General features: G+C 46.9%; 21 protein-coding genes, 3 tRNA genes and 1 pseudogene. 11 read left to right on the plus strand and 14 right to left on the minus strand.

Annotated elements, in window-relative coordinates; all coding sequences use genetic code 11:
• A pseudogene (locus tag ACTHUT_RS06440) lies at window positions 1–501 on the plus strand (biotin synthase BioB); the annotation flags it as partial.
• Between the two features lie 49 nt (window positions 502–550).
• Here the strand turns inward: ACTHUT_RS06440 and ACTHUT_RS06445 are convergent.
• From ACTHUT_RS06445 to ACTHUT_RS06465, 5 genes are all read right to left on the minus strand, one after another.
• On the minus strand, window positions 551–1,558 hold the full coding sequence (locus ACTHUT_RS06445; RefSeq protein ID WP_440385830.1) for an adenosine deaminase: 1,008 nt from the start codon (window positions 1,556–1,558) through the stop codon (window positions 551–553).
• 77 nt (window positions 1,559–1,635) lie between these two features.
• Window positions 1,636–2,415, minus strand: a complete 780-nt coding sequence (locus tag ACTHUT_RS06450; RefSeq protein ID WP_440385829.1) for a ferredoxin--NADP reductase — start codon at window positions 2,413–2,415, stop codon at window positions 1,636–1,638.
• Window positions 2,416–2,513: 98 nt separating this feature from the next.
• Complete coding sequence (locus ACTHUT_RS06455; protein ID WP_440385828.1) at window positions 2,514–2,969, minus strand: META domain-containing protein; 456 nt, start codon at window positions 2,967–2,969, stop codon at window positions 2,514–2,516.
• Window positions 2,970–3,002: 33 nt separating this feature from the next.
• Window positions 3,003–3,872 (minus strand): hypothetical protein, encoded by an 870-nt coding sequence (locus ACTHUT_RS06460; RefSeq protein WP_440385827.1) that lies wholly within the window; start codon window positions 3,870–3,872, stop codon window positions 3,003–3,005.
• 66 nt (window positions 3,873–3,938) lie between these two features.
• Complete coding sequence (locus ACTHUT_RS06465; protein WP_440385826.1) at window positions 3,939–5,096, minus strand: trans-sulfuration enzyme family protein; 1,158 nt, start codon at window positions 5,094–5,096, stop codon at window positions 3,939–3,941.
• Window positions 5,097–5,273: 177 nt separating this feature from the next.
• Between ACTHUT_RS06465 and folE2 the strand changes: the two genes are divergently transcribed.
• Together folE2 and dsbD are read left to right on the plus strand one after the other, a co-directional pair.
• Complete coding sequence (gene folE2 / locus ACTHUT_RS06470) at window positions 5,274–6,047, plus strand: GTP cyclohydrolase FolE2 (protein ID WP_440385860.1); 774 nt, start codon at window positions 5,274–5,276, stop codon at window positions 6,045–6,047.
• Between the two features lie 217 nt (window positions 6,048–6,264).
• Window positions 6,265–8,070 (plus strand): protein-disulfide reductase DsbD, encoded by a 1,806-nt coding sequence (gene dsbD, locus ACTHUT_RS06475; protein ID WP_440385859.1) that lies wholly within the window; start codon window positions 6,265–6,267, stop codon window positions 8,068–8,070.
• A 61-nt stretch (window positions 8,071–8,131) separates the two neighbouring features.
• Here the strand turns inward: dsbD and ACTHUT_RS06480 are convergent, their stop codons facing one another.
• Window positions 8,132–9,304, minus strand: a complete 1,173-nt coding sequence (locus ACTHUT_RS06480) for an alpha-hydroxy acid oxidase (RefSeq protein ID WP_070838113.1) — start codon at window positions 9,302–9,304, stop codon at window positions 8,132–8,134.
• A gap of 359 nt (window positions 9,305–9,663) precedes the next feature.
• On the opposite strand from ACTHUT_RS06480, the gene iscR reads away from it, so the two are divergent.
• From iscR to iscA, 7 genes are all read left to right on the plus strand, one after another.
• Window positions 9,664–10,110 carry a Fe-S cluster assembly transcriptional regulator IscR gene (iscR, locus tag ACTHUT_RS06485; protein WP_003746476.1) on the plus strand — a complete coding sequence of 149 codons (447 nt, stop codon included), beginning with the start codon at window positions 9,664–9,666 and terminating at the stop codon, window positions 10,108–10,110.
• Window positions 10,111–10,161: 51 nt separating this feature from the next.
• On the plus strand, window positions 10,162–11,376 hold the full coding sequence (locus tag ACTHUT_RS06490) for an IscS subfamily cysteine desulfurase (protein WP_440385825.1): 1,215 nt from the start codon (window positions 10,162–10,164) through the stop codon (window positions 11,374–11,376).
• 106 nt (window positions 11,377–11,482) lie between these two features.
• Window positions 11,483–11,905, plus strand: a complete 423-nt coding sequence (locus tag ACTHUT_RS06495) for a hypothetical protein (RefSeq protein WP_440385824.1) — start codon at window positions 11,483–11,485, stop codon at window positions 11,903–11,905.
• 4 nt (window positions 11,906–11,909) lie between these two features.
• Window positions 11,910–12,512, plus strand: a complete 603-nt coding sequence (locus ACTHUT_RS06500) for a putative adenosine monophosphate-protein transferase Fic (RefSeq protein ID WP_440385823.1) — start codon at window positions 11,910–11,912, stop codon at window positions 12,510–12,512.
• A 38-nt stretch (window positions 12,513–12,550) separates the two neighbouring features.
• Complete coding sequence (gene iscU / locus ACTHUT_RS06505; RefSeq protein ID WP_003674559.1) at window positions 12,551–12,937, plus strand: Fe-S cluster assembly scaffold IscU; 387 nt, start codon at window positions 12,551–12,553, stop codon at window positions 12,935–12,937.
• A gap of 448 nt (window positions 12,938–13,385) precedes the next feature.
• The gene (locus ACTHUT_RS06510) at window positions 13,386–13,631 is read left to right on the plus strand and encodes a recombinase RecA (protein WP_440385822.1); all 246 of its coding nucleotides are present in this window, start codon (window positions 13,386–13,388) and stop codon (window positions 13,629–13,631) included.
• Between the two features lie 66 nt (window positions 13,632–13,697).
• Window positions 13,698–14,018: an iron-sulfur cluster assembly protein IscA gene (iscA, locus tag ACTHUT_RS06515; RefSeq protein ID WP_440385821.1), complete on the plus strand. Its 321-nt coding sequence runs from the start codon at window positions 13,698–13,700 to the stop codon at window positions 14,016–14,018.
• Here iscA and ACTHUT_RS06520 read toward each other — a convergent pair.
• The gene (locus tag ACTHUT_RS06520) at window positions 13,978–14,199 is read right to left on the minus strand and encodes an alternative ribosome-rescue factor A (protein WP_003746467.1); all 222 of its coding nucleotides are present in this window, start codon (window positions 14,197–14,199) and stop codon (window positions 13,978–13,980) included. The genes iscA and ACTHUT_RS06520 overlap by 41 nt on opposite strands.
• Before the next feature lie 82 nt (window positions 14,200–14,281).
• On the opposite strand from ACTHUT_RS06520, the gene hscB reads away from it, so the two are divergent.
• Window positions 14,282–14,782, plus strand: a complete 501-nt coding sequence (gene hscB, locus ACTHUT_RS06525; protein WP_440385820.1) for a Fe-S protein assembly co-chaperone HscB — start codon at window positions 14,282–14,284, stop codon at window positions 14,780–14,782.
• A 150-nt stretch (window positions 14,783–14,932) separates the two neighbouring features.
• On the opposite strand, the gene ACTHUT_RS06530 is transcribed toward hscB, so the two are convergent.
• From ACTHUT_RS06530 to lolB, 7 genes are all read right to left on the minus strand, one after another.
• Window positions 14,933–15,505 (minus strand): 50S ribosomal protein L25/general stress protein Ctc, encoded by a 573-nt coding sequence (locus ACTHUT_RS06530; protein WP_049349632.1) that lies wholly within the window; start codon window positions 15,503–15,505, stop codon window positions 14,933–14,935.
• A gap of 65 nt (window positions 15,506–15,570) precedes the next feature.
• Window positions 15,571–16,554 (minus strand): ribose-phosphate pyrophosphokinase, encoded by a 984-nt coding sequence (locus ACTHUT_RS06535; protein ID WP_107831933.1) that lies wholly within the window; start codon window positions 16,552–16,554, stop codon window positions 15,571–15,573.
• A 176-nt stretch (window positions 16,555–16,730) separates the two neighbouring features.
• A tRNA-Gln gene (locus ACTHUT_RS06540) sits at window positions 16,731–16,806 on the minus strand.
• An 11-nt stretch (window positions 16,807–16,817) separates the two neighbouring features.
• A tRNA-Gln gene (locus ACTHUT_RS06545) sits at window positions 16,818–16,893 on the minus strand.
• A 10-nt stretch (window positions 16,894–16,903) separates the two neighbouring features.
• A tRNA-Gln gene (locus tag ACTHUT_RS06550) sits at window positions 16,904–16,979 on the minus strand.
• A gap of 5 nt (window positions 16,980–16,984) precedes the next feature.
• Complete coding sequence (ispE, locus tag ACTHUT_RS06555; RefSeq protein WP_440385858.1) at window positions 16,985–17,833, minus strand: 4-(cytidine 5'-diphospho)-2-C-methyl-D-erythritol kinase; 849 nt, start codon at window positions 17,831–17,833, stop codon at window positions 16,985–16,987.
• 8 nt (window positions 17,834–17,841) lie between these two features.
• Entirely contained in the window at window positions 17,842–18,426 is a 585-nt protein-coding gene (lolB, locus tag ACTHUT_RS06560; protein ID WP_188213225.1) for a lipoprotein insertase outer membrane protein LolB, read from the minus strand.
• Window positions 18,427–18,472: the final 46 nt, after the last annotated feature.

An 18,472-nucleotide genomic window follows, 5' to 3' on the forward strand; every position in this document is an offset into this window, starting at 1 on the left:
AAACACGAAGACCGCATGGATACTTTGGGCAAAGTCCGCAATGCCGGTTTGAAAGTCTGCTGCGGCGGCATCGTCGGCATGAACGAAACCCGCGCCGAACGCGCAGGCCTGATTGCCAGCCTTGCCAACCTCGACCCTCAGCCCGAAAGCGTGCCGATTAACCAGTTGGTCAAAGTGGAAGGCACGCCGCTGGCCGATGCCGAAGATTTGGACTGGACGGAATTTGTCCGTACCATCGCCGTCGCACGCATTACCATGCCGCACAGCTACGTCCGCCTCTCTGCAGGCCGCAGCAATATGCCGGAATCCATGCAGGCCATGTGTTTCATGGCTGGTGCAAACTCGATTTTCTACGGCGACAAGCTGCTGACTACGGGCAATCCGGACGAAGACGGCGACCGCCTGCTGATGGAAAAATTGAATTTGTATCCGCTGCGCTTTGAATTGGAAGAAGAATACAAAGCCGTGCAGGAAACGCCCAAAATCAAAGTTGATTATTAACCGCCATCATAAAAGGTCGTCTGAAACTTTTTCAGACGGCCTTTTATCGTTATTCAACATCAAAACTTTCAATCTTCCGTATCCATTCTTCCTTTTCCGCCTCGCTCAAAAACGAAGCGCGGAACGAATTGGCGCACAAGGTTTTGATTTCTTCCACACACAAATCCAAAGCCTCGGCAAGCGCTTCAAAATTGCGGTTCATATAGCCGCCGAAATACGCCGGATCATCGGAATTGACGGTTACCAACACGCCGCGTTGCAGCATACGGCGCAAATTGTGTTTTGCCATTTCAGGGAACACTTTTAATTTCAAATTGCTCAACGGGCAAACGGTCAACGGCATTTGTTCTTTAATCAAACGCGCCATCAACGTCTCGTCTTCTTCCGCCCGTACGCCATGATCGATACGGCGGACATGCAGCAAGTCCAAAGCCTCATAAACATATTCGGGAGGGCCTTCTTCTCCGGCATGCGCTACCGTCAACAAACCCTCCGCCCGCGCCTGCGCAAACACGCGTTCAAACTTGGACGGCGGATGCCCCAACTCGCTCGAATCCAAGCCTACGCCGATGATGTGTTCTTTATAAGGCAAAGCCTGATTTAAGGTTTCAAATGCGCTTTCTTCCGACAAATGCCGCAGGAAACACATAATCAAACGCGTACTTATGCCCCATTGCTGCTCAGCTTCACGGCAGGCGCGAACAATACCGTTAATCATGGTTTCAAACGCCACACCCCGCGCAGTATGGGTTTGCGGATCGAAAAATATTTCCGTATGCACGACATTGTCTTCGCGGCAACGCTCAAGATACGCAAGGGTCAAATCGTAAAAATCCGCCTCGTGCAACAATACGCCGGCACCGGCATAATAAATATCCAAAAACGACTGCAAATTGTGAAAATCATAAGCCTGCCGTACCGCTTCGACATTTTCATAAGGAATCGCTATGTGGTTGCGCTTGGCGATTTCAAACATCAATTCCGGCTCGAACGTCCCTTCGATATGGACGTGCAGCTCGGCTTTAGGCAAGGCTTGGATCAATTGTTTGATATTCATATTTTCTCTGTTTTTCGGTTTATATTTAATATTGAAGGCCGTCTGAAATATTCAGACGGCCTTTGACCATTTATCTGTTAAAAACCATTTTCCATCATGATTTCGCCGGGGATGCGGTTGCGGTGCATGGCGTAGCCCAAATCCATCAGGGCTTGGAAAGTGTCTTTAACCATTGCCGGATTGCCGCAAACCATAAAGCGCGTATCGGCCTTGGTAAACTTGAAGCCGACTTTTGCTTCCAAGCCACCATTCTTCAGCAATTCGGGAATCCGTTTGCCGCTCAATGCGCCTTCCGTTTCTTCGCGCGTGGTAACCGGAACAAAAGTGAATTTATGGAAATATTCTTCAATCAGCGGATGCCCTTTCAAATCGGCAAGGCGTTGATTGAAAATCAACTCATCGGCGTAAGAGACGGAATGCGCCAAAAGCAAACGGTCGAAACGCTGCCAGATTTCAGGCTGCTCGATAATGGAGAGGAAAGGCGCAATGCCGGAACCCGTGCAGAGCATAACCAAATCCTTACCGTCGGGGAAACGCTCGGGCAAGAGGAAACCGGTAGCCGTTTTATCCAGCAAAATGGTGTCGCCCTCTTTCATTGCAGCAAAACGCGCCGACATCGGACCGCCTTCAATTAACACCGCGAAATACTCAAGCGTGTCGGCGTATTCGGCAGATACGACAGAATACGCGCGCCAAATAAAGCCCTCGCCGTCACGGAAACCGAGCCGCGAAAACTGCCCTGCCGAAAAACGGTAGGACTCGGGGCGGCTGATGGCAAAAGTCATCAACTTAGGCGTATGGTGTTTGATCCACAAGACTTTTTCTTCTGTAAACTTGGCTTCTGGAGAAGCTGCCATAATAGGTTTCCTTGATATTCGGTATCAGTTTCAAATAGGGCTTATTATAAAGATTCAAAAGGCCGTCTGAAATATTTATTTTCAGACGGCCTTTAAGATTATTCACGGCGCAAACGGATGCTGATGCCTTTTTGTTCCAAAATCAAATCATTACCGTCAAAACGATAGTTCCATACGCTTTGTTTGCGCAAAAACGCATTTTCCAGCTTCATGTCTTCACACAACATTCTGGTTGCCGCGATAGGGCCAAAATCAATTTTATCCGCACCGATTACATTCGCTTGGAACATCATACTATTGCAACCCATATTGCCATGGGCCTTAGGCATTTCGCTGAAATCCAAATAGGCGTTTTTATCCGCCAACTCTTTTTCAGTGAATTTATTGAAAGCGACAACACGCCATTTGGCGGCTAAAGTAGGCATTTTCATTTGCTGTGATTCAGATGATTTGGCAGAAGAAATATGTGGTTGACTTGATAAAGGCTTATCGGCAGGCGTAGAGCAAGCAGCCAATACAAATGCACCAATCATTGCTGAAATAAGGGTTTTCATGACTCATCCTTTTTTAGAAATCTTCTTTATCGTCTAACTGTACACCAAACGGACAACGGCTTTTTTACTGTCCGCATCAAAAAATAGATATAACTCATCGCAACCATATTTCTGAAATTTATATCCGCTCAAATAGCCGACATAAGGAAAAACTTTTCCATCATCTCGTTTGGGTGTATCCACTAAATTACCGTACTCTTCTTGGAACATTTCATCAATATGGTCGAAACCTTCTTCCAACATACCCTCTGATAATCCGCCAGCATCATCAATCAAATCTCTATCCAATCCATCCCCCTGACATTGTGAATCTGCGGCTTCCTTCAATGCAACCAATTTTTCCAAAGTATATTCGCTGTCCAGATCAATAGGTACATATCCCTGAAGGAATTTTCCATATTTCAGATACAAATTTTTGATGGCATTAAAACAAAGATGATTGATTCTATATACGTTTTCTAACTCTTCCTGCGTATCCTGCCGATAAATATGCGGCGTTTTATACCAAACTGCCTGATCAAAACTCATACCCTGTTTTTCCGCAATCTTTTGCGCTTGTTCCATTATTCTGGTTTTGATTTCAGACGGTATTTCCTTGTTTTCCAAAATAAAAAAACGCCAATCGCCATTAAAACGATATTTACCGTTCTCATCGACATCAAAACAAATACTGTCCTCAAAATTATAACGGTCATGAAATGCCGATGTATGCTCACCTACGCAACCCGAATGAATTTCCGCAGGCTGGACGAAATGTATCCAAAACTCTTCACTGTCAGGACGTATAAATTGAAGATTAAGCGAACAAATGGGTAAAAAATGTTTCGCATGACGCTCTATCTCTTCAGAAAAAACTTCTTCCGGAGAGGGGAATGGACGAATAAATTTTTCAGGGATATTCATCTTAATTACCATAATTTAAAGGCCGTCTGAAAAACTATCCACCTTCAGATGGCCTTTAAGCCTTATTTACAAAGTCGTATCCAATGCTTTGGAAATATCGTTCCAAATATCGTCCACATCTTCAATACCGATAGAGAAACGCAGCAGGCCGATTTTGATGCCCATTTCCATTTTCACATCATGCGGCACGCCGCTGTGGGATTGGGAATAGCAATGATTGACCAGACTTTCCACGCCGCCGAGGCTGGAAGCCATTTTGACCAGTTTCATGTTTTTAATCACGCTGTTTGCCGCTTCACGCGTGTCGTTTTTGAGATAAACCGTCACCACGCCGCCGATGCCTTTGGGCATTTGTGCTTGGGCAAGTTCGTAATGTTCGTGCGACGGCAGGCCGGGGTAGAACACTTTTTCAATGGCAGGATGAGCTTCCAAACTGCGCGCGATTTCGAGTGCGTTTTGGCAATGGGCGTTCATGCGCAGAGCCAACGTTTTGATGCCGCGCAACACCAGCCAGCAGTCCATCGGCCCTGCAATCGCGCCGGTATGCACCATCATGTCGTGTAAAGGCTGCGCCAGCTCTTTGGTTTTGGCTACAACAATGCCCATCAATACATCCGAATGGCCGCACAAATATTTGGTAGCGGAATGGAACACAAAATCGCACCCCATATCCAGCGGCTGTTGCAGATACGGCGTGGCGAATGTGTTGTCGATGCCGACTAGCGCGCCGGCCGCTTTGGCTTTCGTGGCCAGCGCTTTGATGTCTACCAAACGTAAAAGCGGATTGGACGGCGTTTCCAGCCAAACCAGTTTGACATTGTGCGCTTTGAGCAATTCATCCAAATTGTCAGGATTGCCCAAATCGGCAAAAACAACGTTCACCCCCCATTTTTGATAAACATCGACCAATAAATCATAAGCGCCGCCGTAAATATCGGCGACGGCAACAATGGTATCGCCAGGTTGCAAGAATGTGCGCCACACGGCATCAATCCCCGCCATGCCGCTGGAAAACGCAAAACCGGCCGCACCGTGCTCCAAATCGGCAACGGTATCTTCCAAGACTTGGCGGGTCGGGTTGCTCAGACGCGAATAGCGGTAAGGAACCTGCTCGCCGATTTCGTGCAGCGCGAACATACTGTTTTGATAAATCGGCGGCATCAGCGCGCGGTTGTGTTCGTCGCAATCGTAGCTGGAATGGATGGCTTTCGTGGCGAATTTCATTTGGTCTCTGCCTATGTAGATGTGAATAATCGAAGATTTTATCACTATCTGAAAAATAGAAACAATCAATGCAGGCGGATAAAGCAAGTGATATAATCTCGCATTTGCAAATCGGCCGACACGAGCCGATTCCCCTACACGCATCTCAACAATCCTATCATGAAGGACATACAACGCATGAACGCCATTGCAGACGTGCAATCCAGCCGCGATTTACGCAACCTGCCGATTAATCAGGTCGGCATCAAAGACCTGCGCTTTCCGATTTCCCTCAAAAGCAAAGAAGGCGAACAATCCACCGTCGCCCGCCTGACCATGACGGTTTTCCTGCCTGCCGACCAAAAAGGCACGCATATGTCGCGCTTTGTCGCCCTGATGGAAAAACAAACCGATGCTTTGGATTTCGATACACTGCACAAGCTGACTGCCAACATGGTTGCCCTGCTGGATTCGCATTCCGGCAAAATCAGCGTTTCCTTCCCGTTTTTCCGCAAGAAAAGCGCGCCGGTCTCAGGCATCCAATCGCTGCTCGACTATGATGTTACCCTGACCGGCGAAATCAAAAACGGTACATACAGCCACAGCCTAAAAGTGATGGTTCCGGTTACTTCCTTGTGTCCGTGCTCCAAAGAAATTTCCCAATACGGCGCGCACAATCAACGTTCGCATGTGACGGTCAGCCTGATTGCGAATGCGGATGTAGGTATTGAAGAAATCATCGATTACGTTGAAGCACAGGCAAGCTGCCAGCTCTACGGCTTGCTCAAACGCCCTGACGAAAAGTATGTAACGGAAAAAGCATACGAAAATCCGAAGTTTGTCGAAGACATGGTTCGTGATGTGGCCACGGTGTTAATAGCAGACAAACGCATCGAATCATTCGTCGTCGAAAGCGAAAACTTCGAATCGATACACAACCATTCCGCTTACGCTTATATCGCTTATCCTTAAAGTTAAGCCAAATAGCAACAAAGGCCGTCTGAACGTTTCAGACGGCCTTTGGCATAAATTGAACGATAACATGAGACTATCGCTCATGTACGGTTAACTGTAATCCGATATAATTCAAAAGAATTAGACAACTCGCGTAATCTTTAACTTAAATTAAGCCGATTGTTTTCCCCATCATTTATAATGACGGTTTCTCAACGGCATATCCGTGGATATTATGAAAAAATTCCTTTATTTCCTCATTGCATTTTTAGGCTTGAGCAGCTTCGCGTTCGCAGTAGATGCCAATGATTTGCTGCCACCCGAGCAAGCCTTTGTGCCCCAGGTCAATGTAACCGACCAAGGCGTCAGCGTGCAGTTCAAAATCGCTGACGGCTACTATATGTACCAGTCCAAAATCGTTGCAGCGACCGATCCGGACAAAGTCTTGGCCGAACCCAAATTCAGCAAAGGCGAAGAAAAAGAAGACGAATTCTTCGGCAAACAAACGGTTTACCACCATACCGCACAGGTTGACCTGCCTTACAAACAAGCCGCGCCGCAATACAAACTGACACTGACTTATCAAGGCTGCGCCGAAGCCGGTGTGTGTTATCCGCCGGTGGATACTGAGTTTGACGTAAAAGGCAACGGGGTTTACCAGCCGCAAAGCGATGAGCCGGTTTCTGCCAAAGACCGCTTTTTGCAACCGTCCGCCTCTTCAGACGGCCCAATGCCTGCCCAGCCCAGTGCAAACAATCCCGACAGCAGCCGCTTCAAGCTCTCTTGGGATACTTTAAACGCCAACCTGTTGGCGTTTTTTGTCGCAGGTTTGGGCTTAAGCTTTACCGCCTGTATGTATCCGCTTCTGCCAATTGTTTCCAGCATTGTCGTGGGCGATAAAAAAGCCGGCAAAGGCCGCGCGTTTACCTTGTCTATGGTGTATGTACAAGGTTTGGCATTGACCTATACCTTGGTCGGCGTGATTGCCGGTTTGACCGGCGCGCTGTTGACCGTATGGCTGCAACAACCTTGGGTCGTACTTGCCGCCGCTGCGTTGATGGTGGTATTGGCGCTATCGATGTTCGGCTTCTTCAATATCCAGCTACCCAACTCCGTCCAATCCTATTTCCAAAATCAAAGCAGCAAACTCTCCGGTGGTAAAATCGTTTCCGTCTTCATCATGGGTATTTTGTCTGCGCTGATTGTCGGCCCGTGCGTTGCGCCTCCGCTGGCGTTTGCTTTGGGCTATATCGGCCAGACCGGCGATGCCGTGTTGGGCGGCCTCGCGCTTTATGTCTTGGCACTCGGCACCGGCGTGCCGCTCATCATCATCGGCACATTCGGCGGCCATATCCTGCCTAAAGCAGGCGACTGGATGAACTGCATCAAATACGCATTCGGCTTCATTTTGCTGGCCGTTGCCGTATATCTCGCCACGCCGCATCTGCCCTATTTCGCAGTAGTCGGCCTCTACACCTTGCTGATGATTGTTCCCGCCCTGATGCTTTTGGCAAAATCAGGCAAACAAAAAGGCCGTCTGAAAACCGTTGCTGCCGTATTGGGCTTTTTACTGCTGATTGGCGGCTCGTGGTTTGGCTGGCAAAGCTTCAATAAACAAACCACCGCCCTGCACCACTTCTTAACGTTGGTTCCACCATCCGAAGCCGGACAAGAAACCGACCACGGCAAGATGTTTACCGATGTCGGCGAACTTAAAGCCGCTATGGATGCTGCCTTGAAAGCCGACCCAAGCAAGCCCGTGCTGATCGATTTCTACGCCGACTGGTGCGTATCCTGCAAAGAAATGGCCGCCTACACGCTCAACCAGCCGCAGGTACACGAAGCAGTCGATATGCAACGCTTCTTCCAAATCGACGTAACCGCCAACACTCCAGACCATCAGGCCTTACTGAAAGAATACGGCCTCTTCGGCCCTCCGGGTGTGTTTGTTGTCCGCGCCGACGGCAGTCATAGCGAACCCTTATTAGGCTTTGTCAAACCCGATGCCTTCATCGAATGGTATCGCCAAAATGAGAAATAGCCGTCTATAAAAAGGCCGTCTGAAAACAGATTTTCAGACGGCCTTTTCCTATGTTCAAAGATTAAAACTCATCTTGATGCCAACGCGTAGAACGCAAAATGCTGGAATCCACATCTTGAATATTGCGATGGCCGGTAAACGCCATGGAAATATCCATTTCTTTGTACAGAATTTCCAGCGCACGGGTTACGCCTTCTTCGCCGTATGCGCCTAAACCATACAGGAACGCGCGGCCTATCATCGTGCCTTTTGCACCCAAAGCCCAAGCCTTCAAAATATCCTGGCCGCTGCGGATGCCGCTGTCCATCCAAACCTCGATGTCGCTGCCCACTGCGCTGACCACATCAGGCAAAGCTTTAATGGCGGATACGGTATCATCAAGCTGACGGCCGCCATGATTGGAAACGACCAATGCATCCGCGCCGCTTTTCGCTGCCTTTTCCGCGTCTTCGGGTTCCATGATCCCTTTGATAATCAGCTTGCCGCCCCACAAATCTTTAATACGCGCCACATCGTCCCAGCTCAGGCGCGGGTCGAATTGTTCGGACGTCCATGAAGACAGCGAAGACAAATCGCCGACATTTTTAGCGTGTCCGACGATATTGCGGAACGTGCGGCGTTCCGTGTTCAGCATTTTCATGCACCATTCGGGCTTGGTCGCCAGATTGATTAAATTGGCGATGGTCGGTTTCGGCGGTGCGGACAGACCGTTTTTGATATCTTTGTGGCGTTGGCCCAAAACCTGCAAATCGGCGGTCAATACCAAGGCCGAACATTTGGCATCCTTCGCACGCTTAATCAGGTTTTCCATAAACTCGCGGTCGCGCATCACATAAAGCTGAAACCAAAACGGCGCGCTGGTGTTTTCGGCAACGTCTTCAATCGAGCAGATGGACATGGTGGAGAGCGTAAACGGAATGCCGAACTTCTCCGCCGCCCGCGCCGCCAAGATTTCGCCGTCGGCGTGTGCCATGCCGGTAAAGCCCGTCGGCGCAATCGCTACCGGCATTTTCACATCCTGCCCAATCATTTTGGTTTCGAGACTGCGTCCCTCCATATTAACCAATACCTTTTGGCGGAAACGGATGTCTTTGAAATCCGAAGTGTTTTCACGATAAGTAGTTTCTGTCCAAGAGCCCGAATCGATATAGTCATAAAACATACGCGGCATTTTACGTTTGGCAACAAGGCGCAAGTCTTCGATACAGGTTATTTTGCTTAAATCACATTTCATTGTCGATTGCCTCTGTTAAGGTAAAGACGGATGGTTCAGGCCGTCTGAACATTTCAAACAACCCTTTGCTCTGCTCCATCAAAACAACTAAATTTTAAGAATAATTTTGATAATCTATATTACTATCAATATTAAATCAAAACATTTTAACCCTGATATTTGTAGGGTTGATAGCCTTTTTTCAGACGGCCTCAAATCCAAATTACAGAAAAATAAAGAAAATATTTTCCGATTTAAAAATCAACCCATGCCACCATTTAAACAAACAATCAAACCGAGCCGCCACATACTTGACTGAAACACTCAGATATTAGACAATTCCCCCACTAATAAAAACGCCCCACACAGGCAACCACACCATGAGACTGACTACCAAAGGGCGATTTGCAGTAACCGCCATGATAGATTTGGCGATGAACGCGCAAACCGGTGCTGTCAAACTCAGTGCCATCAGCGAACGACAAAGCATATCGCTCTCCTACCTCGAACAATTATTCAGCAAGCTGCGCCGTGCCGGATTGGTTGAAAGCCTACGCGGCCCAGGCGGAGGCTACATCCTTGCCGCGCCCGCCGAGCAAATCAATATTGCACAAATCATTTCCGCAGCCGAAGACCGACTGGATGCCACACAATGCGGCAGCAAAGCAAACTGCCACCACGGCGCTCCCTGTCTGACCCATGACCTTTGGGAAAACTTAAACAAAACCATCAATGATTACCTCAGTGGCGTTACGCTGCAAAGCATCATTGAACAAAAAAACTGCAGCGACAGCAGTCATGTCGTTACCTTTACACACATTCATTAAACCGACCTACGGCAAAGACCGCAGGCAGATGACCCAACGAAAGAGCAAACCATGACCGTCAAAACCCCTGTATACCTCGACTACGCCGCCACAACCCCCGTTGACAAACGCGTTGCCGAAAAAATGATTCCCTATCTGACCGAAACCTTCGGCAACCCCGCTTCCAACAGCCACGCATTCGGCTGGGAAGCAGAAGAGGCAGTCGAAAAAGCCCGCACCGACATCGCCGCACTGATTAACGCCGACCCCAAAGAAATCATCTTCACCAGCGGCGCGACCGAGTCCGACAACCTCGCCATCAAAGGCGCGGCAAACTTCTACAAAACCAAAGGCAAACACCTCATTACCGTCAAAACCGAACACAAAGCTGTGCTCGACACCATGCGCGAACTCGAACGCCAAGGTTTTGAAGTAACTTATCTGGACGTACAAGAAAACGGCTTGGTTGATTTAGACGTACTGAAAGCCGCCATCCGAGAAGACACCATCCTGATTTCCGTAATGTGGGTGAACAACGAAATCGGCGTGGTGCAAGACATTCCCGCCATCGGCGAAATCTGCCGCGAACGCAAAATCATTTTCCACGTCGATGCAGCGCAAGCTTGTGGCAAAGTGCCTGTCGACGTTGAAGCCGCCAAAGTTGATTTGCTGTCTATGTCCGGCCACAAAGTATATGGCCCCAAAGGCATCGGCGCCCTGTATGTACGCCGTAAACCACGCGTGCGTCTCGAAGCCCAAATGCACGGCGGCGGCCACGAACGCGGCTTCCGCAGCGGCACCCTGCCGACCCATCAAATCGTCGGCATGGGTGAAGCCTTCCGCATCGCCAAAGAAGAACTCGAGCAAGACATGGCGCACTACCGCAAACTGCGCGACATCTTCCTCAAAGGCATCGAAGGCATCGAAGAAGTCTATATCAACGGCGACCTCGAACACCGCGCCCCGAACAACCTGAACATCAGCTTCAACTTCGTCGAAGGCGAAAGCCTGATTATGGCAGTGAAAGAACTCGCCGTATCCAGCGGCTCCGCCTGTACTTCCGCAAGCCTTGAGCCAAGCTACGTTTTACGCGCACTCGGCCGCAACGACGAATTGGCACATTCCTCCCTGCGCATCACCTTCGGCCGCATGACCACCGAAGAAGAAGTGAAATTCGCAGCAGAACTGATTAAATCCAAAATCGGCAAACTGCGCGAACTGTCTCCGCTGTGGGAAATGTTCAAAGACGGGATTGACTTGAACTCGATTGAATGGGCAACGCATTAAGATTGATGTCAAACAAAGGCTGTCTGATAAAGTGAGTCTGATTTTTGAATACAGCAAAACACTTTTTATAGACAGTCTTGTAAGCTATTTTCATAGAAAGAATACCATGAAAGTTAAAATTATTAATTTGCCAAATGGTTATAAACGTATTATTTATGGAAAATATTTTGAACAATTTGACTTAGATTACGAACAAGATTTAGACGTATTAAAAAAAGATATTGAATTTGCTTTATCTGTTATTGAATACAATCGATCTATATTCAAAAAATTCTCTTCCTTATTTAAGAATAAAAACATTTTTGTTTATCAAGGAGGGCATCATCTTGATATTATTGATCATGATAAAGGAAGTTTGGAATGGTTAACTATTGAAGATCATTGGACAAAAGATGTTGATGATATCACTGGTTCATGGAAAATGGAGAATTTAGAAATTAGCCGACAAACTCAATATGCAATGCAACTTCTAAAGATTGGTAAAACAAATATTGAGAAAGAAATAAGAAAAATTAAACAAAGGTTCTAAAAAAATGAGTAAATACGGTGGTGAAGACATAATCTATATGAATGATGGTGTATTTAGAAATAAATTAGCCATTCAAGATCCACTTAAATTAGAAAAGGTCGAAAGAGACATTTCTGCTATTTCCGCCCAAAATCTGCTTTTGCAACCCATTACGGGCAATTTCGATTTGGCGCATTTACAGACCATTCATCGCGAACTGTTCGGCGATGTTTATGATTGGGCAGGTGAAATCCGGCGGATTGATATTTCCAAAGGTAATACCCGATTTGCCAATTTTGCTTTTATCGAAAACGAAAGCCGTAAACTTTTGGAGAAGCTGCGAAGCGAAAACTATTTGCAGGGGTTGGATAAAGATAAATTCGCTGAGCGTGTAGCCTATTATTTGGGCGAGTTGAACGTCCTACATCCTTTTCGTGAAGGAAACGGCAGAACATTGCGCCTGTTTATGACACAATTGGCACTGAAAAACGGTTTGCAGATACATTGGCAAAATATCTCCGCCGAACAAATGATTCAAGCCTGTATTCAGGCATACCATGCTGACAGCAGCTTATTGGCACGCCTAATTTTAGACAATTTAGAACTATCGTCTTTTTCAGACGACTAAAACATCAACAAACCACGATATTTTAAGGAAACCACATCATGGCATACAGCGATAAAGTAATCGATCACTACGAAAATCCCCGCAACGTCGGTACTTTCGATAAAAACGACGAATCTGTCGGCACCGGCATGGTCGGCGCACCGGCCTGCGGCGACGTAATGCGTCTGCAAATCAAAGTAAACGATGAGGGTATTATCGAAGATGCAAAATTCAAGACTTACGGCTGCGGCTCTGCCATTGCTTCTTCCAGCCTGATTACCGAGTGGGTCAAAGGCAAAAGTCTGGATGACGCGCTGGCAATCAAAAACAGCGAAATCGCCGAAGAATTGGAACTGCCGCCTGTGAAAATCCACTGCTCCATCTTGGCTGAAGATGCAGTGAAAGCGGCTGTTGCCGACTATCGCAAACGTCAGGAAAACAAATAATCCGATTAGTGGGTGCTTTGTCGGCAGACGTTCACAGGATTTCTGAAAGTCTTAGGATTTTCGGGAAAAGCAAACCTGATGATTTATTCCCATCTCCCTCGGAGGTGGGAAGTCAAGGACACAGAAACCTAATCCTTTTGAAATTGCCGCCAAATTTGAGACTGCCTACCAATCTATCCCCTCTCCCCGCGGGAGAGGGTTAGGGAGAGGGCAATAAGCCGCAGACTTATATTTAGTCGATACGCCTGCAAAATCAAAAGAAACGGCATGCCTTTTCTTGTAAAGAAGAGGGTAAGGACACAGAAACTTAATCCTTTTGAAGTTGCTGCCAAATTTGGGACTGCCTGCAAATCTATCCCCTCTCCCCGTGGGAGAGGGTTAGGGAGAGGGCGATAAGGGTTTATATTTAGTCGTTCTACCTGCAAAATCCAAAATCAAAGAAGACGATATGCCTTTTACCGATGAAGAAGCCCAATCCCTGCTTGCCGTCAAAGGCATAGGCAAAACCGTATTGCAGCGTTTGCAGCAAATGGGTTTGGATGATGTCGCCACGCTGGTGGCAGCGGATTTGGACGATGTTTTGGAACAGGGCGCGAAATTGACCGGCTCGACCTGTTGGAAAAACAGTCCGCAAGCTAAAGCTGCCATTGCCGCCGCAATAGAGTGGGCAAAACAGCGTTTTCAGACGGCCTGAAAATCAAGAGGCCGTCTGAAATAAAAACTGGCAAACAGAAAATAATTGCGAAATGAGGAAAAAAGTATGATTACCATCACAGAAAACGCAGCCAAATACATCAATAACTACCTGACAAAACGCGGCAAAGGCTTGGGCGTTCGCTTGGGTGTGAAAACCAGCGGCTGCTCAGGTATGGCATACAATCTTGAATTTGTCGATGAAGCGAACGAGGACGACCTAATTTTCGAAGAACACGGCGCGCGCATTTATATCGACCCGAAAAGCTTGGTTTATCTGGACGGCACTCAAGTCGATTACACCAAAGAAGGTTTACAGGAAGGTTTCACATTTGAAAACCCGAATGTCAAAGACTCTTGCGGCTGCGGCGAGAGCTTCCACGTTTAAGACATAAAAATGGCGGGACAGTATCAAAACCGTCCCGCCATTTTTTCGCTTCCTGCCTGTTGTAGCTGCCTTTGCCTTTTCTTTTCCGTTCCACCTTGTGTCGGAACAAATCAGATTTCACTAAGGCTTTTAAAGCATTGTCGCGTATTTTGCCTTTATTATGTTGCACTTTACTGCTCATATTCAGTCCTTTTGGTTAAGAATCAGCGGATTATAAGGCAAAATCAGGCTTCTGCCGAAAATTTCACATTAATTATCCCGCCATGTCTCAATATTTCACACTCTTCCAGCTTGAACCCACTTTCGATATCGACGCCGAAAACTTGGAGCAAACCTACCGCGCCTTGGCTGCCCGCTTCCATCCTGACAAATTCGCTTCAGCATCCACCTTCGAGCAAAAACAGGCTGTGATGATGTCGTCCACCATCAACGATGCCTACCGCACCTTAAAAAATCCCATCGACCGCGCTGCGTACCTGTTGAAAATGCAAGGTATCGATGCTGACGCACCTGAACATACTTCTTTCTCTCCGGAATTCCTCATGCAGCAAATGGAATGGCGAGAAACATTGATGGATGCTCAGATGGAACAAAATCATGATGCCATCCGAGCATTGGATCAAGAAATCCAAAATGCACAAAACAACCTATATCAAGATTTGCAACAAACATTTGAACAGCAGGATTATGAATCGGCTGCACAATGGGTACGGCATGGACGCTTTCTTAATAAGCTTCGCAAAGAAATTGCTTCAATCTTATAAAACGTATCGCTTTACGCTATACCAAGTTTTATAGCAAATGACTTTATAAGATACTTTGGCTTTATCTCCACTATTTGAATTTATAGCCGCTTACATCAAACAAAAACCGTATCAGATTTATCTGATACGGTTTTCTTATATTCACTACGATTAGCGTTTTTTACCGGTAACAGTAGCAACAGCCAGGTTTTCGTTACGTTTCAGAGAAACGCTTTCAACACCTTCCGGCAGTTTGATGTCTGACAAGTGCAGAATGTCGCCGGCAACTACTGATGTACAATCCAGCTCCAAGAAAGCAGGAATGTTTGCAGGCAAAGCAATTACTTCAACAGAAGTGTTCAACAGAGATACGCGGCCACCTTGCAGTTTAACAGCTTGAGAGTTTTCAGCGTTAACAATGTGCAGAGGAACGCGGATACGTACAGGTTGATCGGCTTTCACAGCTTGGAAGTCGATGTGTTGAACTTCGCGACGGAATGGGTGCATTTGGAAGTCACGCACGATAACGTCTTTGGTTTCACCGTTCAGAGACAGTTTAATCAAAGCGGTATGGAAAGATTCTTTTTCCAATGCGTAGAATACAGTTTTGTGGTCTACAGCGATAGCAACAGGCTCTTGACCTTCACCGTACAGAATGCCAGGGATTTGGCCTTCGCGACGCAGGCGGCGGCTCGCACCAGTGCCTTGGGCTTCGCGTACAGAGGCTTGAATTTCGTAAGTCATGTTTAATACTCCAATTTAGATAAAATCGTCGTCATCGGCCGCGACCAGCTTAAGACGACATGGGGTTATGGCAGCAACATGCTGCCTGTCATCACTTCTTCATTAAAAAGATATGAGACGGATTCTTCATTGCTGATACGGCGTACCGTTTCAGCCAGCAAACCGGCAATAGTTACTTGACGGATGCGTTCACATTTTTTAGCTGCTTCAGACAACGGAATCGTATCTGTTACAACTACTTGGTCAATTTCAGAAGAAGCAATTCGATTCACTGCTTCACCGGAGAATACTGCATGGCTGGCGTATGCCAATACACGATCTGCACCGCGCTCTTTCAGGGCAACGGCTGCTTTACACAAAGTATTTGCCGTATCGATCATATCATCTACGATCAAGCAAGTACGGCCTTGAATGTCGCCAATGATGTTCATTACTTCAGCCACGTTGGCTTTAGGACGGCGTTTATCGATAATGGCCAAATCAGCATTTAAAGATTTAGCAACAGCGCGCGCACGTACAACACCACCGATATCGGGGCTGACAACGGTCAAATTATCAATACGTTGCTGTTTAATGTCGTTCAACAAAATCGGGGTGGCGTAAATATTATCTACCGGAATATCAAAGAAACCTTGAATTTGGTCGGCATGCAAGTCAACAGTCAACACACGGTCAATACCGGCTGAGTACAACATATTCGCCACTAATTTGGCGGAAATCGGTACACGGGCAGAGCGTGGACGGCGATCTTGGCGCGCATAGCCGAAGTAAGGAATCGCAGCGGTAATACGACCGGCAGAAGCACGTTTGAGTGCATCGGCCATAGTCAAAACTTCCATCAGGTTGTCATTGGTAGGCGCGCAGGTAGGTTGCAAAATAAACACATCGCGACCACGTACATTTTCCAACAATTCAATGGCTACTTCGCCATCTGAGAATTTGGAAACGGTGGCTTCGCCAAGTGAAATATCCAAATGTTTGACAACACGTTGCGCCAATTCCGGATTTGCATTACCGGTAAACACCATTAAACTGTCATAAGCAGCCATATCTTCACCTGATTCAATATTTGATTTACGCTCAGAAAACATTACGCTTCCCTTTGCCCTATGTCCAAGACACTAATTTCGCGATTATACGCGTAAAGACGGGTAAAAAAAAGTTTTTCAGCGTTATTTTTCCCTTAGCGTAAAAAAGCGTGTAAGAAAACTTACACGCTTTTATTTGGCTGGGGAGGAAGGATTCGAACCTTCGCATGCTGGAATCAAAATCCAGTGTCTTAACCGCTTGACGACTCCCCAATAAAGAGTGTTGGCTGGGGAGGAAGGATTCGAACCTTCGCATGCTGGAATCAAAATCCAGTGTCTTAACCGCTTGACGACTCCCCAACAAAGGGTTTGGCTGGGGAGGAAGGATTCGAACCTTCGCATGCTGGAATCAAAATCCAGTGTCTTAACCGCTTGACGACTCCCCAACTTACTAAATCATATAAAACAGCGGATGAATATCTAATCCTTCCACACAATAAGCTTCATATGATTGAGAAACCTGTTGGTAAATTGTATTTGCTTCTTGATGAGATTCACATGCTATAAATAAGCATGCTCCGGAACCGGTCATTAATGCATGACCATATTGGGATAACTCAACATAAGCCTTCCAAACTTCAGGATATTCCTGAAACACAACCGCCTGCATATCATTTTGAAACGGCTGTAACGATTGGAAAGTCGGCATTATGCTGGGTTTGGAATCCCGTGTCAAGCCTTCATGTGCAAAAATTTTAGCGGTCGCTACATGAACAGGTGGCTTAACGATAACATACCATTGTTTAGGGACATCTATTTCAGCCAGTTTCTCACCCACGCCTTTAGCAAAAGCACTTCTGCCAAAAATAAAAAAAGGAACATCCGCACCAAGACTTACGCCTAAATCGATCAGTTGCTGCCTGCTCAAACCACATCGCCACCATTGGTTTAAAACCATTAAGACCGTGGCTGCATCGGAGCTGCCGCCGCCTAAGCCTCCGCCGGTAGGAATCACTTTATCCAGCCAAATTTCAACGCCGTGCGGCACGTTTGCATAGGGCAGTAATAATTTAGCCGCCCGATAAGTCAAGTCTTGCTCAGGCTTAAGCCCTTCAACCGGCGTATGCAGAATAATCTGCCCATCGGTACGCATTTTCAGATGAACGGTATCGTATAAGCCGATCAAACAGAAAATACTTTCCAAATTATGATAACCATCGCTCCTGCGGCCGGTAATCCTCAAATCCAAATTTAATTTGGCCGGCGCTGGAAAGGCTTGGATTTCCGCTGAAACAGACATGGCATCCTCTATTTGCGTGCTGCGCATCGGGTTTGTCCATTTTTATCCAAAGAGTGGTTTACCGTGTCGAACACCAAGCGGATATTAAACTTGGCATTTTCAAGTTGTAGCGTTTTGGGCTGTCCTGAACTATTTAATGTGCGCGATATTGTCCAGTCAAACTGCTCCAGACGGCCGTCAGGCAGGATTTTGTATGGCGCATTGGCAACGCGTTTGCCATCAGCCCAAATATGCAGATATTGAACCGGCAAAGCAAAACCCAAAAGCTGTCTGCTCAATTCTTCAGCCGTTTCCGCCTGATAAACCTTACCCTTACTGTCTACTGCCAATACGCCTTCGCTATCTTGACACAGCTGGCCTACGGTACTACCCAACGGTGTATTAACATCAATGGTTTGAACCGCATTTTGATAAGTCCAGTCGAAATTGGCATAAGAGCCTTTTCCTTCCACTTTGACAGCCAAGCGACCGTCTGCGCTAAAATCCTGCACCTGTTCGGCCGCTTGCCAACTGTTTTGCTGAGGTAAGTTTGGCTGCGCACAGGCAGCCAAAAGCAATAAGGCTGCAACCGATGATAATTGTTTTAAATTCATGGATATTCCTTCATAGGCCGTCTGAAATCAAACGCTTTTCAGACGG

It is taken from the genome of Neisseria sp. P0022.S010 (genome assembly GCF_051956635.1).